Annotated in this window: 12 protein-coding genes; 7 read left to right on the top strand and 5 right to left on the bottom strand. The window is 65.8% G+C overall.

Annotated elements, in window-relative coordinates; genetic code table 11:
- Positions 1-75: 75 nt before the first annotated feature.
- The 6 genes from J2Y49_RS30685 to J2Y49_RS30660 all read left to right on the top strand — a co-directional run bounded on the left by J2Y49_RS30685 (position 76) and on the right by J2Y49_RS30660 (position 7,367).
- On the top strand, positions 76-1,218 hold the full coding sequence (locus tag J2Y49_RS30685; RefSeq protein WP_098736679.1) for an ABC transporter substrate-binding protein: 1,143 nt from the start codon (positions 76-78) through the stop codon (positions 1,216-1,218).
- Between the two features lie 109 nt (positions 1,219-1,327).
- Positions 1,328-2,188: a branched-chain amino acid ABC transporter permease gene (locus J2Y49_RS30680; RefSeq protein WP_098736678.1), complete on the top strand. Its 861-nt coding sequence runs from the start codon at positions 1,328-1,330 to the stop codon at positions 2,186-2,188.
- Positions 2,189-2,203: 15 nt separating this feature from the next.
- Positions 2,204-3,904 (top strand): ABC transporter permease subunit, encoded by a 1,701-nt coding sequence (locus tag J2Y49_RS30675; protein WP_098736677.1) that lies wholly within the window; start codon positions 2,204-2,206, stop codon positions 3,902-3,904.
- Positions 3,901-4,635 (top strand): ABC transporter ATP-binding protein, encoded by a 735-nt coding sequence (locus J2Y49_RS30670; RefSeq protein ID WP_098736676.1) that lies wholly within the window; start codon positions 3,901-3,903, stop codon positions 4,633-4,635. Before J2Y49_RS30675 ends, J2Y49_RS30670 begins: the two co-directional genes overlap by 4 nt.
- 27 nt (positions 4,636-4,662) lie before the next feature.
- Positions 4,663-5,736, top strand: a complete 1,074-nt coding sequence (locus J2Y49_RS30665) for an SDR family oxidoreductase (protein WP_098736675.1) — start codon at positions 4,663-4,665, stop codon at positions 5,734-5,736.
- A gap of 14 nt (positions 5,737-5,750) precedes the next feature.
- Complete coding sequence (locus tag J2Y49_RS30660) at positions 5,751-7,367, top strand: class I adenylate-forming enzyme family protein (RefSeq protein WP_244592444.1); 1,617 nt, start codon at positions 5,751-5,753, stop codon at positions 7,365-7,367.
- Positions 7,368-7,833: 466 nt separating this feature from the next.
- Here the strand turns inward: J2Y49_RS30660 and J2Y49_RS30655 are convergent, their stop codons facing one another.
- A complete protein-coding gene (locus J2Y49_RS30655) occupies positions 7,834-8,832 on the bottom strand; it encodes a sensor domain-containing diguanylate cyclase (RefSeq protein WP_161958029.1) in 999 nt (332 codons plus the stop codon).
- A gap of 208 nt (positions 8,833-9,040) precedes the next feature.
- On the opposite strand from J2Y49_RS30655, the gene J2Y49_RS30650 reads away from it, so the two are divergent.
- A protein-coding gene (locus J2Y49_RS30650; protein WP_098736672.1) for an IS5 family transposase occupies positions 9,041-9,804 on the top strand; the annotation gives its coding sequence in 2 pieces (ribosomal slippage) (positions 9,041-9,371 and positions 9,371-9,804; 765 coding nt in all).
- Positions 9,805-9,945: 141 nt separating this feature from the next.
- On the opposite strand, the gene J2Y49_RS30645 is transcribed toward J2Y49_RS30650, so the two are convergent.
- The 4 genes from J2Y49_RS30645 to J2Y49_RS30630 are packed head-to-tail and all read right to left on the bottom strand — an operon-like array spanning position 9,946 to position 14,502.
- Positions 9,946-10,884 (bottom strand): electron transfer flavoprotein subunit alpha/FixB family protein, encoded by a 939-nt coding sequence (locus J2Y49_RS30645; protein WP_109152132.1) that lies wholly within the window; start codon positions 10,882-10,884, stop codon positions 9,946-9,948.
- Between the two features lie 18 nt (positions 10,885-10,902).
- Positions 10,903-11,652 carry an electron transfer flavoprotein subunit beta/FixA family protein gene (locus J2Y49_RS30640; RefSeq protein WP_098735538.1) on the bottom strand — a complete coding sequence of 250 codons (750 nt, stop codon included), beginning with the start codon at positions 11,650-11,652 and terminating at the stop codon, positions 10,903-10,905.
- Positions 11,649-13,307, bottom strand: a complete 1,659-nt coding sequence (locus J2Y49_RS30635) for an acyl-CoA synthetase (protein ID WP_310119438.1) — start codon at positions 13,305-13,307, stop codon at positions 11,649-11,651. Before J2Y49_RS30635 ends, J2Y49_RS30640 begins: the two co-directional genes overlap by 4 nt.
- 49 nt (positions 13,308-13,356) lie before the next feature.
- Positions 13,357-14,502 carry an acyl-CoA dehydrogenase family protein gene (locus J2Y49_RS30630; protein ID WP_310119436.1) on the bottom strand — a complete coding sequence of 382 codons (1,146 nt, stop codon included), beginning with the start codon at positions 14,500-14,502 and terminating at the stop codon, positions 13,357-13,359.
- Positions 14,503-14,516 lie beyond the last annotated feature (14 nt).

The following is a 14,516-nucleotide window of genomic DNA, read 5'->3' as shown; positions in this document are numbered from 1 at the left end:
GCGGGCCTCGAAACGACAACGAGTCCCGTCAACGGGACCGCGTCACCCCCAACACCCGATTCCTGGGAGGGAACGATGTCGATACGCACCAGTTTCGCCGTTTTGGCTCTGGGCACCGTCTTCGCCGGCAGCGCCTTGGCCGCCGACCCGGAGGTCTACAAGATCGGCGGCATCTTCGCGATGACCGGCGCCTCGCCCCATTACGGCAAGGTGATGAGCGGCGGCGCGCAGCTCGCGGTGGACGAGATCAACGCCAAGGGCGGCATCGACGGCACCAAGCTGCAACTGGTCATCGAGGACCACAAGAGCGGCAGCGCCCAGGCCGCCGTCGCCGGGATGAACCGGCTGATCGACGTCGAGGGGGTGAAGGCGGTGCTGCCGTCCTTCTCCACGGTGACGCTCGCCACCATGCCGATCGGCGACCAGAAGAAGATCCTGATGCTGAACGGCGGCGGGGTCAGCGCCCAGACGGTCGGCACCTCGCCCTACATGTTCAACATCCGCTCGATGGCGTCGGATCTGGCCGGCGGCATCGCCCACCGCGCGGCGGAGCAGGGCGCCAAGAAGCTCGCCCAGATCGCCATCAAGTCGGAGTTCGGCGACGCCACCATCGCCGCCACCACTAAGGCCTGGGAAGGCATGGGGCTGAAGATGGTCGCCGCCGAGCAGTTCCAGGCCGACGCCGCCAACATCGACACCCAGGTCGCCAAGCTGCGCGCCTCGCAGCCCGACGCCATCGCCAACTGGCCGACGACCCCGCAGGCCGGTCTGGCGGTGAAGCGCCTGCGCGAATTGGGCATGAAGCAGCCGGTCTACTGCATGGAATGGACCGCCGAGGACACCAAGGTCGCCGGCAAGCACGCCGAGGGCGTCGAGGTGGTCACAGACTATTTCGCCGCCACCGACGAGAACCCGTGGTCCAAGCGCTTCGCCGAAGCCTACAAGGCGAAATTCGGCGACATGCCGGACTTCTACGCCGCGAACTACTACGAGGGCGTCTACGTGATTGCCGAGCTGATCCGGCGGTCGAAGGCCAAGGGCGGCGACTACTACACCGGCGAGCGTCTGGTGGAGGCGCTGTGGGAGAATCCGACCTTCGACAGCGTCTACGGCAAGACGCTGACCTTCCGCAAGAACGGTGTCGCGCAGAAGCCGGTGGCGGTCTTCCGCCTCGAGAACGGCGAACCGAAATTCGTGAAGTTCACGTCGGCCGAGTGATCGCCGTTCCGATGCGCCCTCTTTTTCAACCCTCTCCCCAGGGGGGAGAGGGTTTCCGCCGGTGCCTCAAGCGCCCGCAAGGGGGCGTCTTCGCCCAGGAGCCCATCCCATGGATCTGCTCATTCAACTGACCCTGAACGGCCTGTTCAACGGCGCGCATTTCGCCCTGCTGGCTATGGGCTTCGCGTTGATCTTCGGCACCACCGGGGTCGTGCATTTCGCCTACGGGCCGGTCTACGCGGTCGGCGCCTACGTCGTCTGGGCGCTGGTGGCGCTGGCCGGGCTACCCTTCTGGGTGGCGGTGGGGCTCGGCGTCGCCGCCACGGCGGCGCTGGGGGTTGCGAGCTATCTTTTCATCTACCGCCCGTTCGAGATCGGCGGCAGCCCCCCCTTCGTCGTGCTGGTCGCCTCGCTCGGCCTGTTCATCGTCATCAAGAACCTGATCGGCATCGTCTTCGGCACCGACGTCAAGACGGTCGACGTCGCCTACGACGTCCATTTCGTCGGCAACGCCTTCTTCACCACGGTGCAGGTAGGCCAGGTGCTGGCGGCGCTGCTGGTCGGCGGCGGCATTGCGCTGTTCCTGCGCACCAGCCGCTATGGCAAGGCCATCCGCGCCATGGCCGACAACCGCGAGATGGCGACCGTCATCGGCATCGACACCACGCGGCTGTCCATCCTGGTCTTCGCGCTGGGCTCGGCGGTGTCGGCGGTCGCCGGGGCGCTGGTGCTGCTGCGCGACGGGCTCAACCCCAACATGGGCTTCGGCGCCGTCTTCGTCGCCTTCGTCGCGGTGATCGTCGGCGGGGTCGGCTCGCTGCGCGGCGCGGTCGTCGCCGGTTTCCTGCTGGCTTTCGTGCAGAGTCTGGGCATGTGGCAGATCCCGACCGAGTGGCAGAACACCATCGTCTTCGTCGTGCTGTTCGGGTTCCTGCTGGCCCGGCCGTCCGGCATCGTCCGGCGGGCGTGAGGAGGCCCGGAAACCATGGAATACCTTGCCCACGTCCTCGTCATGGTCTGCCTCTACGGCATCCTGGCGACCTCCTTCAACCTGCTGATCGGCTTTGGCGGCATCTTCGCCCTGGCGCATGCCACCTTCTACGCCAGCGGAGCCTACGCCGCCGGCATTCTGGCAACGAAGCTCGGCATCGGCTTTCCCTTCACCATGCTTGCCGGGATCGTCGTCACCGCCGCCATCGGCCTGCTGGTCGCCTTCCCTGCCATGCGGGTGGGCAGCCATTATCTGGTCGTCATTACGCTGGCGCTGCAGGCCATCACCATCGACGTGCTGATGAACAGCAAGCCGGTCACCGGCGGACCGGACGGCATCGGCGGCATTCCCCCGGTGTCGCTGTTCGGCACCGCTCTGAACAATCCGGTGGCCTTCCTGCCGTTGGCGGCGGTGATGGCGGCGCTGTGCTGCGCGGTGGCCTGGAGGCTTGGCGCCTCGCCTTTCGGCCGCTCGCTGCGCGCCATGCGCGAGAACGAGGCGGCGGCCCTGGCGGTCGGCAAGAACCTCGTCCGCATGAAGCTGGTGGTCTTCGCCCTGTCGGCCGGGCTGGCGTCGGTCGCGGGATCGTTGGTCGCCCACTACATCGCCTTCGTCAACCCGGAATCCTTCACCATCGAGGAGACCATCCTCATCCTCGCTATGGTGATCCTCGGCGGCATGGGCAATCTGTGGGGCTCGCTGGCCGGTGCCGCGATCCTGGTGCTGCTGCCCGAGGGGCTGAAGTTCGTGCATGTGCCTGGCGACATCGCCGACATGGTGCGGCAGGTGATCTACGGCGTGGTCCTGATCGTCATCCTGCGGCTGCGTCCCGAGGGGCTATTCCCCGAGACGGTATTCCGTCCGCCGACCGGCGCGGTTCTGCCGACGGTTCCCGCCAACGGTCCCGCGTCGACGCTGGTCCGCGCCGAGGGCACGCCGGGCGAGGTGGTAGTCTCCGCCAAGGCGCTGGCCAAGAACTTTGGCGGAATCAAGGCGGTCAAGGATCTGACCATCGATCTGCGGCGCGGCCAGATCGTCGGGCTGATCGGCCCCAACGGTGCCGGCAAGACGACCGCCTTCAACCTGCTCTCCGGCTTCCTGCGGCCGACGAGCGGCACCATCCTCTACCGGGGCCGCGACCTGACCGTGCTGAAGCCGCACGAGGTCGTCGCCGCCGGGCTGGCGCGCTCCTTCCAGGATCTCAAGCTGTTCACCAAGCTCAGCGTCGCCGAGAACATCCTGGTCTCGCTGCCTAAACAGCCGGGCGACCGCCTGTTCGACGTCTATCTGCGGCCCGGCCGCGTCCGCTGGGCCGAGCGGGAGAACCTCGCCCGAGCGTTGGAGATCGCCTCCTTCGTCGGGCTGCTCGCCAAGGCCGACGAGGTCGCCGCCAACCTGTCCTACGCCGAGGAGAAGCTGCTGGTCATCGCCCGACTTCTGGCGACTGGGGCCGACGTGCTGCTGCTCGACGAACCGCTGTCGGGCCTCGACACCGGCACGGTGGAGCGCATCTGCGGTGTGCTGCGCGATCTGGCGCGGGCCAACAAGGCCATCTGCATCATCGAACACAATCTGGAGGTCATCCGCGGCGTCTGCGACGAGATCGTCTTCATTGACGAGGGCCGCGTGCTGACCAAAGGACCGCCGGAGACGCTGATGCGCGACCGCGAACTGGCCGAGAGGTATTTTGGATGACCGAGATTCATGCGATGCCGATTGCCGAACCTCTGCTTGAGGTGCGGGGCTTGAGTGCCGGGTACGGCAAGCGGGCCGTGGTCCATGACATGGACCTGACGGTGCGGGCCGGGGAGATCCGCGTGCTGCTGGGCCACAATGGGGCCGGCAAGACGACGCTGGTGCGTTCGGTCTTCGGGCTGATCCGGCCGTCCTCCGGCAGCATCCGCTACCGGGGCGAGGACATCACCAAGCGGCGCTGCGCCGACAACGTCAAGGCGGGGATCGCGCTGGTCCCGCAGGGGCACGGCATCTTCCGCAGCCTGACGGTGCGCGAGAACCTGGAACTCGGCGCCTACACCGCCGACGACCCGGCCGCCACGCGGACCAACCGCGACGCGGTGATGGATCTCTTCCCGATCCTGCGCGAGCGCGCCGGCCAGATCGCCGGCACCATGTCGGGCGGGCAGCAGCAGATGCTCGCCATGGGGATGGCACTGATGCACCGGCCCGACGTGATGATCCTCGACGAGCCCTCCATCGGCCTCGCCCCCAACCTCGTCCAGCGCGTCATGGAGGCCATCGCCGAGGTGAACCGGGCGCTGCGCATGGCCGTGCTGATGGTCGAGCAGAACGTCGTCCACGCCCTGCCGATCGCGCAGAGCGTCACCGTGCTGCGCACCGGCCGCAAGATTTACGAAGGCGCGCCCGAACCGCTGGGCGACCGCCAATACCTGATGACGCTTTTCTAAGAAACTTCCCACACAAGGATCGACTTCATGGCCCGTCAGAAGATGCTGATCGTCGGCGCTCTCGGCACCGTCGGCCGCCCGATGCTGGAACATTTCGAGGCGTCGCCCGATTGGGACGTCTGCGGCGTGTCGCGCCGCACCCCCGATTTCGAAACCACGGCCGAATGGGCGGCCATCGACCTGCGCAACCCTGACGACTGCCGCAAGCTGCGCGAGATCAAGGGCGTCACCAACATCTGCTACACCGCCGTCTACGAGAAGCCCGACGTGACGCGCGGCTGGTCGGAATGGGACCATGTCGAGACCAACCTCGCCATGCTGAAGAACGTGGTGGAGAACGTCGAGGCGGTGTCGCCCAACCTGCGCCACGTCACGCTGTTGCAGGGCACCAAGGCCTATGGCGGCCATCTCGGGCCCTTCCGCCAGCCGGCGCGCGAGAGCGACAAACGCTACATGCGGCCGAACTTCTACTACGACCAGCAGGACTGGATTGCCGAGCGCCAGCAGGGCAAGGACTGGAGCTGGAGCGTGCTGCGCCCGCAGATCGTCTGCGGCCTCGCCATCGGCAGCCCGCTGAACATCATCACCGCCATCGGCGTCTTCGCCGCCGTGTCGCGCGAATACGGCCTGCCGCTGCGCTTCCCCGGCGGTGCGTCGCGCATCGGCGAGGCGACCGACGCGCGGCTGATCGCCAAGGCCGCCGAATGGGCCGGAACCAGCCCGCAATGCGCCAACCAAGTCTTCAACATCGCCAACGGCGACGTCTATGTCTGGGAGAACGTCTTCCCCAAGGTGGCCGAGCTGTTCCGCATGGAGCTGGAACCGGCGCAGCCCTTCTCGCTGGCCCGCATCATGCCGCAGAACGAACCGATCTGGGACCGCGTCGTCGCCAAGCACCAGTTGAAGCCCTACAAGTATGGCGAGGTGGTGCCGTCCTGGCAGTTTGCCGACTTCCTGTTCGGCTACGGCCAGCGGCCCAACCCGCACCACATGAGCACGATCAAGGCGCGCAAGCTGGGCTTCCACGAGTGCGTCGACACCGAGGAGATGTTCGTCGATCTCCTGCAGGAGCTGCAGAAGCGGCGCATCCTGCCGGAATGAGGAGGGCCGCCGCCATGACGACCAAGCGCAGCGTTCACGGCGTTCCGGTGGAGTGGGAGACTCTGCCGGCGCTGGTCGCGGCCCGCGCGGCGCAGCACGGGGACCTTCCCCGGCTGACCGTCGCCGGGCGGGCGATGAGCTACCGGGATCTGGACGACGAGTCCTCCCTGGTGGCCGCCAACCTGCACCGGCTGGGGGTGCGCCGGGGCAACCGGATCGCCTGCTTCCTGCGCAACGCGCCCGAGCATCTTGTGACCTGGGTCGCCGCCGGAAAGCTGGGGGCGATCTGGGTGCCGCTGAACGCCGGTCTGGTTGGCGAGGATCTCGTCCACACCCTGACCGACGCCGCGCCCGCCGTGCTGGTGGTGGACGGGGAGTTGGCGGAGCGGGTCGCGGCGGTCGAGGACCGGCTGCCGCCGATGCGGGTCTATCAAGTGGCAGAGGGGCAGACGGCAGAGGGGCAGATAGGGGGCGGCGGGCGCCGTCCCGCCTTCACCGAACTGCTGGAACCGGGCTCTACGCCGCCGGTGGTCGAGGTGTCCGGCGGCGATCCGGCGGTGATCATCTACACCGGCGGCACCACCGGCCTGCCCAAGGGGGCCCTGCTGCCGCATTTCGCCTGGATCGCGGCGGGGATGCGCTATGTGGAGGCCTTCGAGACCAAGCCGGACGACGTGCATTACTCGATCCTGACGCTGTTCCACGTCGGCGGGCTGATGCTGGGGGTGGTCGGGCCGATGGTCGCCGACATTCCGACCGTCATCGACCGCCGCTTCAGCGGCAGCAACTTCTGGGCGCGGGCGCGCGAGACCGGGGCGACCATCGTCGATCTGATCGGCACCATGATCACCGTGCTGGTCGAACAGCCCGAAGGGGCGGGCGATCGTGAGCACCGGGTGCGGGTTTCGCTGGGCGTGACCGGGCAGATCCCGCCCGCCGTGGCCGACCGTTTCGTCGAGCGCTTCGGCGTCGGCTTCGTCAATGTCTATTCGCTGACCGAGACCGGCGGCGTGCTGATCGTCAACAACCGGATGGACTCGCCCAAGCCGCGCGCCAACGGCCGGACCCATGGCTGGGCCGAGGTCGCCATCCTGGACGACGGCGACCAGCCCATGCCGCCCGGCTCCATCGGCCAGATTGCGTTGCGCCCGCGCTACCCGCACATTTTCATGTCGGGCTATTTCAACGCGCCCGAACGCACGCTGGAGTGCCTGTCGAACCAGTGGATGCACACGGGCGATCTGGGATACCTGGACGAGGATGGCTTCCTCTTTTTCACCGGCCGGCAGGCCCACTGGCTGCGCCGCCGGGGCGAGAACATCTCGGCCTACGAGGTGGAAAGCGTGCTCAGCCATTGCCCCGGCGTGCGCGAGGTGGTGGTGGTCGGCGCACCTTCCGAGAAGGGGGAGGAGGACGTGAAGGCGTTCGTCATCCGTGAGGCCGGCTGCGACGTGGCGCCCGCCACCATCGCCGCGTGGTGCGAGGGCCGCATGGCGGCCTTCAAGATCCCGCGCTTCATTGCCTTCGTCGACGATTTCCCGCGTTCCGTCACCAAGCGCGAGATCGAACGCCACAAATTGCGGGAGTTGCCGAACGACCGTGTCTGGGACCGCGAGCGCCAAGCCGGATAAGGTGTGATGATCTTGCCCCGGTTTGGTGGCTCTTGCGCACTTTGCGTAGATGGTCCGGGTTACGGTGGCGAGGAGACTGAGAAGCTGTTCGTAGGCGGCACGTGTCGCCTGCGAACAGCTTCTCACGGCACTACTACAATCTCGCTGTGCATCGGCCTGCAACACTGGCCCAGTTTCAGGGGTGATCGGCGTCGCCGCTGCCATGAATTTGGTCAGGATCGGCAACTGGATGGCTGACGTTCCGATCGCGCCAACCTAGCGCTCGCACTTCGGCCAACTCGTTGAGTTCGCGCGCACCTCCCCACTTCTTGAATTCGCCAGCAGTATCAAGAATGCGGATGGGCCAGTATCCAGCCGGCACTGACACCGTTCCAGGGCCAGCCGAAGAGTCAGCGCGAGATGACCGAGAAAATGAGCGTCAGCAGCAGCCTTGCCCGGATTGATCCCGATAGCTTCCAGAGCTTGCTCATGGGTTCGGTTCCGCCACCTTGCGCGCGCGTTTGGCTTCGTACATGCGCAAGTCGGCCAGATGCAACAGGCCGGCCGGGTCTACGCCTTCGTCTGGGCAGTGTGCCGCGCCCAGGCTTCCGCGCATGGCGAAGTCAGCCCCCTCGAAACGCCAGGGACGCTCGATGTTACCGTTGATCCGATGCATTGCGGCCTGGAGATTGCTGTCGGAGGCCAGCGGAGAGAGCAGCAACGCGAATTCGTCGCCACCGATGCGGGCTACCAGATCGGTCTGGCGCACGCTGGCGCGCAAGCGGCGGGAGAACTCGACGATCATCGCGTCGCCCTGGCGGTGGCCATACTGGTCGTTGACCTGCTTCAGTTCGTCCATGTCGAGCACCAGCACTGCACAGGCACACCTATTGCGCACGCTGCTGTCCACTAGGCTGCGCAGGCGGTCCATGAAATACGACCGGTTGGCCAAGCCTGTCATGCTATCATGCGTGGCTTGGTGATAGAGGCTGTCTGCGTCGTAGCGCGTCGCAAAATACATGGCGGACGCAATCATTTCGACTACGAGTTTCAGCAGCTCGACCGTGGTCTCGGTGTAGGCCTGGGGCGAGCGCCACATGGCCTTCATGATGCCCACCGTCACTTGGCGGAAGGTCAGTGGCAACACTACCATGGAGCGCAGCCCGACGCGGCGACATGCCTCGCGATACACATGCGGATCGGTTTCCGAATCATGGCAATGCTGTAGCTGGCCCGTCCTGACGGCCAGCCCGGACATGCTGCCTTCGCGGGGAATGCGCAAGCCAAGTTGTGAATGTGCAATGCCGGAGACTGCGCGATAGACCATCTCGTCACCTTCGACCAACTCGATGGCGAGGCCATCTGCGGCGGTCAGTGCCAGGGCGTGTTCGACCACTATGGCCATCACGCCGCTCAGGTCGAGGCCCTGTCGGGTGATTTCTATCTGCATGTCAATAATGCGTCGAAGTTCATCAGCGGTAAGCACGATGCGGGGCTCTGGAACGATGCAGGCAATCCGAAAGGATTGTATCATTCTGCTGCGATGTTCCACAAATGATTCGTCAGGTTTTCTGTACGAGACGCAAAAAAAATCTAACAAGTATCAATCTTGCTGGGACTAGGCGGTAAACTCATAAATCGTCTTGGCCTAGAGAGTAGTGTCGTGATTCAAGGGTTTCCCGAAGGAGCCCTTGATGACAAGCCGCCGCTACGAACTCACGGACCAGGAATGGTCGATCCTGTCGCCGCTACTGCCGAACAAGCCGCGCGGTGTGCGGCGTGTGGATGATCGCCGGGTTCTGAATGGTATTCTGTGGCGGTTCCGCACCGGATCGCCCTGGGCGGAGATACCGGAACGGTATGGTCCTTCGACGACCTGTTACAACCGTTTCGTGCGATGGCGGAAGGCCGGGGTCTGGGATCGGCTTCTGGAAGCGGTATCGGCAGCCTACGACGGCGACATCGTGATGATCGACAGCAGCTGTGTTCGCGTGCACCAGCACGCGGCCACGGGAAAAAGGGGGCTGGAGACGATGGCGGCATGGGACGTTCCCGTGGGGGCCTCACCAGCAAAATCCACGCGCTCGTCGATGCGGAAGGCCGCCCCGTCCGTCTGCGCCTGACTGCCGGGCAGGTTGCCGACTGCATCGAAGCCGACGCCCTGACGGAGGATCTTGGCGAGGGGGCCATCCTGTTGGCCGACAAAGGCTATGACAGCAATGCCATCCGCGCCAAAGCCGCCGAGTGGAAGGCTTGGGCCAACATTCCGCCCAAAACCAACCGCAAGGGCAGCTTCGTCTTCTCGTCCTGGGTCTATCGTCAGCGGAACCTTGTCGAAAGGTTCTTCAACAAGATCAAGCAGTTCAGAGGTATCGCCACCCGATACGACAAACGACCCGAAAATTTCCTGGCGGCCGTGAAGCTCGTCGCCGTCAGGCTATGGTGCCAGGGATTATGAGTCTACGGCCTAGTGTGAGGTCGTCTGGTTCTAATGCTCCTGAATGCAATACCGGGACGTCCATAAACTCCTTTGTACCTAGCCGCGTCAGACCAACACATCGCGGGAGTGAACTTGTCGAGAGCAGCAATCGGTTTTGCTTCAGAGATGGGCAGTCAGTTCCGGCACCGCGGTGAACAGGTCGGCGACGAGGCCGTAGTCGGCGACCTGGAAGATCGGCGCCTCCTCGTCCTTGTTGATGGCGACGATCACCTTGCTGTCCTTCATGCCTGCCAGATGCTGGATGGCGCCCGAGATTCCGACGGCGACATACAGGTCGGGCGCGACGATCTTGCCAGTCTGGCCGACCTGATAGTCGTTCGGCACGTATCCGGCATCGACCGCGGCCCGGCTGGCACCCACGGCGGCACCCAGCTTGTCGGCCAGAGCCTCCAGCATCGGGAAGTTGTCGCCCGACTGCATACCGCGCCCGCCGGAGATGACGATGCGGGCGGCGGTCAGCTCCGGACGCTCCGACTTGGTCAGCTCCGCCGAGACGAAGCTCGACAGGCCGGCCGCACCGGCGCCCGCGACCTGCTCGACGGCTGCCGAACCGCCTTCGGATGCTGCGGTCTCGAAGGCGGTGGTGCGGACGGTGACGACCTTCACCGGATCGGCCGACTGCACGATGGCGATGGCGTTGCCGGCGTAGATCGGCCGCTTGAAGGTGTCGGCCGACACCACGGCGGTGATGTCGGAGATGGCGGCGACGTCCAGCAAGGCGGCGACGCGCGGCAGGAGGTTCTTGCCGGCCGAGGTGGCGCCGGCCAGCACATGGCCGTAGCCGCCGCCCTTGACGGCGGACACCACCAGCGGGGCGACGTCTTCCGGCAGCTGGTGCTCGTAAGAGCCGTCGTCGGCCAGCAGCACCTTCGACACGCCGGCGACCTTGGATGCCGCCTCGGCGGCGGCCTCGGCGCCCTTGCCGGCGACCAGGATGTGGATGTCGCCGCCGATTTTGGCAGCGGCGGTGACGGCGTTCAGGGTGGCGGGCTTCAGCGAGGCGCCGTCGTGGTCGGCGATGACGAGAATGTTGGCCATGGTCTTAGTTCATCCCCCTCAGATCACGCGCGCTTCGGTCTTGAGCTTGTCGACCAGCGTGGCGACGTCCGGCACCTTGATGCCGGCCTGGCGCTTCGGCGGCTCCGTCACCTTCACCGTGGTCAGCCGCGGCGTCACGTCGACGCCGAGCCCGTCCGGAGCAACGGTCTCCAGCGGCTTCTTCTTCGCCTTCATGATGTTGGGCAGCGAGGCGTAGCGCGGCTCGTTGAGGCGCAGGTCGGCTGTCACCACCGCCGGCAGCTTCAGCTCCACCGTCTCCAAGCCGCCGTCGATCTCGCGCGTCACCGCGACCTTGCCGTCGCCGGGCACCACCTTCGAGGCGAAGGTGCCCTGGCCCCAGCCCAGCAGGGCGGCCAGCATCTGGCCGGTCTGGTTGCAGTCGTCATCGATGGCCTGCTTGCCGAGGATGACGAGGCCGGGGGCCTCCTTCTCGACCAGGGCCTTCAGCACCTTGGCGACGGCCAGCGGTTCGGTCGTCACGTCGGTCTGCACCAGGATGGCGCGGTCGGCACCCATGGCGAGAGCGGTGCGCAGGGTCTCCTGGGCCTGGGTCGGGCCGACGGAGACCACGACGATCTCGGTCGCCGTGCCGGCCTCCTTCAGACGCACCGCCTCTTCGACGGCGATCTCGTCGAAGGGGTTCATGCTCATCTTCACGTTGGCGGTCTCGACGCCGCTGCCATCCGCCTTCACGCGGATCTTCACGTTGTAGTCAACCACTCGCTTAACGGGGACGAGGATCTTCATCGGTTGCTTCCCTCAACATGTGTGCCACTCTGTTTCGCGGCTTCGCGTAGTGCGAATTTCTGGATTTTCCCCGTAGAAGTCTTCGGCAATTCGCCGATGATCACCGTCTTCGGCGCCTTGAAATGGGCGAGCCGCGCTCGGCAATGCGCGATCAGTTCGGTTTCCGTCGCCGACGTCTCCGGCCTCAGTTCCACGAAGGCACAAGGGGTCTCGCCCCATTTGGCATCCGGACGCGCCACGACCGCCGCGGCAAGCACCGCCGGATGGTGGTAGAGCGCCTCCTCGACCTCGACGGAATTGATGTTCTCGCCGCCGGAAATGATGACGTCCTTGGAGCGGTCCTTGATCTGGACATAGCCGTCCGGCTGGACCACGGCCAAATCGCCGGAATGGAACCAGCCGCCGGCGAAGGCCTCCGCCGTTGCCTCGGGATTCTTCAGATATCCCATCATCGTCATGTTGCCGCGGAACATGACCTCACCGATGGTGACGCCGTCGGGGGGAACCGGCGCCATAGTGCTCGGGTCCAGCACTGCCATGTTCTCCTGCGCGGTGTAGCGCACCCCCTGCCTTCCTTTCCGGCTGGCGAGTGTTGCCGTGTCCAGATCTTTCCAATCCGGTTGCGGGGCGCACACCGCCGCCGGCCCGTAGACCTCGGTCAGACCGTAGATCTGGGTGATGGAGAAGCCCATCCGTTCCATCGCCGCGATCACCGGAACCGGTGGCGGGGCGCCGCCGATCAGCGCCTCGACCGGGTTGCCGATCCCGGATTTCCAGGCATCGGGCGCGTTGGCCAGCATCGCGTGCACCACCGGGGCACCGCAATAATGGGTGACGCAGTGCTCGCGGATGAGGGACAGGATCCGCTCCGGATCGACACGGCGCAGGCAGATGTTGGTGCCGGCGTTGGCGGCCATGGTCCAGGGAAAGCACCAGCCGTTGCAGTGGAACAGCGGCAGGGTCCACAGCATCACCGAATGCCGTGGCATGCCCCAGTCGATCATGTTCGACAGGGCGGCCAGATAGGCGCCGCGATGATGATAGACGACACCCTTGGGATTCCCGGTGGTGCCCGAGGTGTAATTGAGAGCGATGGCCTGCCACTCGTCCAACGGCTGCCCACCGGTAAAATTCGGGTCGTCGAGGGCGATGAACCCTTCGTAATCGACCGCGCCCATCCGTGCGCCGCGTGGACCTTGCCGATCATCGATGTCGATCACCAGCGGTGGCCGGTCGAGCAGGGCCAGCGTGTCGCGGACGGTCGCGGAAAACTCCGTGTCGGCGATCAGCACTTTGGCCTCGGCGTGCCGCAGCATGAAGGCCAGCGTGGGAGCATCGAGGCGGGTGTTCAGCGTGTTGAGCACGGCCCCGGCCATTGGGACGCCGAAATGCGCCTCGATGGTCTCGGGGGTGTTGGCGCCCATCACGGCGACGGTGTCGCCACATCCGACCCCCGCCGCCGCCAGTGCCGAAGCGAGACGGCGGCAACGTTCCGCCGTCTGCGCCCATGTGTAGCGCCGCGCCCCGTAAACCACCGCAAGGTGGTGCGGGTAGACCTCCGCCGTGCGGGCGAGCAACGACAGCGGTGTCAGCGGCGCATGGTTGGCCGCGGTCTTGCCGAGGCCGTCGGCGTGGAAGGGACTGTTGGCGGGCATGGTCCTGTCTGTTCCGTCCTGAAAGGAGGGGGCGCCACTATCAATGCCTCTACCGAAGCAGTTCGCGCGCGATGATCATCCGCTGGATTTCCGAGGTGCCCTCGACGATCTCCAGGACCTTGGCGTCGCCGAAGGCGCGGGACACCGGGTATTCGATCATGATGCCGTTGCCGCCATGGATCTGGACCGCCTGGTGCGCGGCCTCCATGGCCTTTTCCGTGGCGAACAGCTTGCCCATCGACGCCTCGCGGTCGAACCGCTCGCCCGCGTCCTTGCGCGCCGCGGCGTCGTACAGCATCAGCCGCGCGGCGTGGCCGTGCGTCGCCATGTCGGCGATCTTGAACTGCAACGCCTGGAACTCGGTCAGCGCCTTGCCGAAGGCATGGCGCTCCTTCATGTAGGCCGTCGACCGTTCCAGCGAGGCTTGCAGGATTCCCAGCCCCAGCGCGCCGATCAGGATGCGCCCAGTGCTGATCTGCGCCAGCGTCTGCTTCAGCCCCGACCCGACCTGACCCAGCAGATGGTCGGGCGTCAGCACGCACTCGTCGAAGAACAGCTCGTGCGTGGAGGAGCCGCGCCAGCCGATCTTGTGCAACTTGCGGCCGGAGGTGAAGCCCGGCGTTCCGGTGGGCACGATGAAGTTGGAGATCTCCTTGCGGCCGTCCGGACGGGTGCCGGTGACGGCGGCGATGACGATGGGGCCGGTGATGTCGGTGCCCGAATTGCTGATGAAGGTCTTCGATCCGGTTATGACCCAGTTGCCGTCGCGCAAGGCGGCGCGCGTCTGGATGTTAGCACTGTCGGACCCGGCGCCGGGTTCGGTCAACGCGATGCAGCCGACCTGGGTGCCCTCCAGGATCGGGCGGAGGAAGCGGCGCTTCTGCTCCTCGGTCCCGAAATTGTTCAGCAGGCTGGCGATGGTCGAGTTCGCCATGATCGACACGGCGACGGCGCAATCGACCCGCGCGATCTCCTCCAGCACGATGGTGAAGCCGAGCCAGTCGCCGCCGCCGCCGCCATGGGCCTCGGGGTAGGGCAGGCCGATGAAACCGAGTTCGCCGGCCAGCTTCCAGGCGGCGTAAGGAAACTCCTCCGCTTGCCAGAGATGCTCGGCGACCGGCGCGATCTCGTTTTCCGCGAAACGGCGGACGGCGTCGCGGATCGCCTCGTGATGGTCCTTGATGACGGAACTCATGATCCTGTCCTTTC

It is taken from the genome of Azospirillum sp. BE72, assembly GCF_031455875.1.
Classification (GTDB): domain Bacteria; phylum Pseudomonadota; class Alphaproteobacteria; order Azospirillales; family Azospirillaceae; genus Azospirillum.
This window is presented reverse-complemented; position numbering and strand designations above follow the sequence as displayed.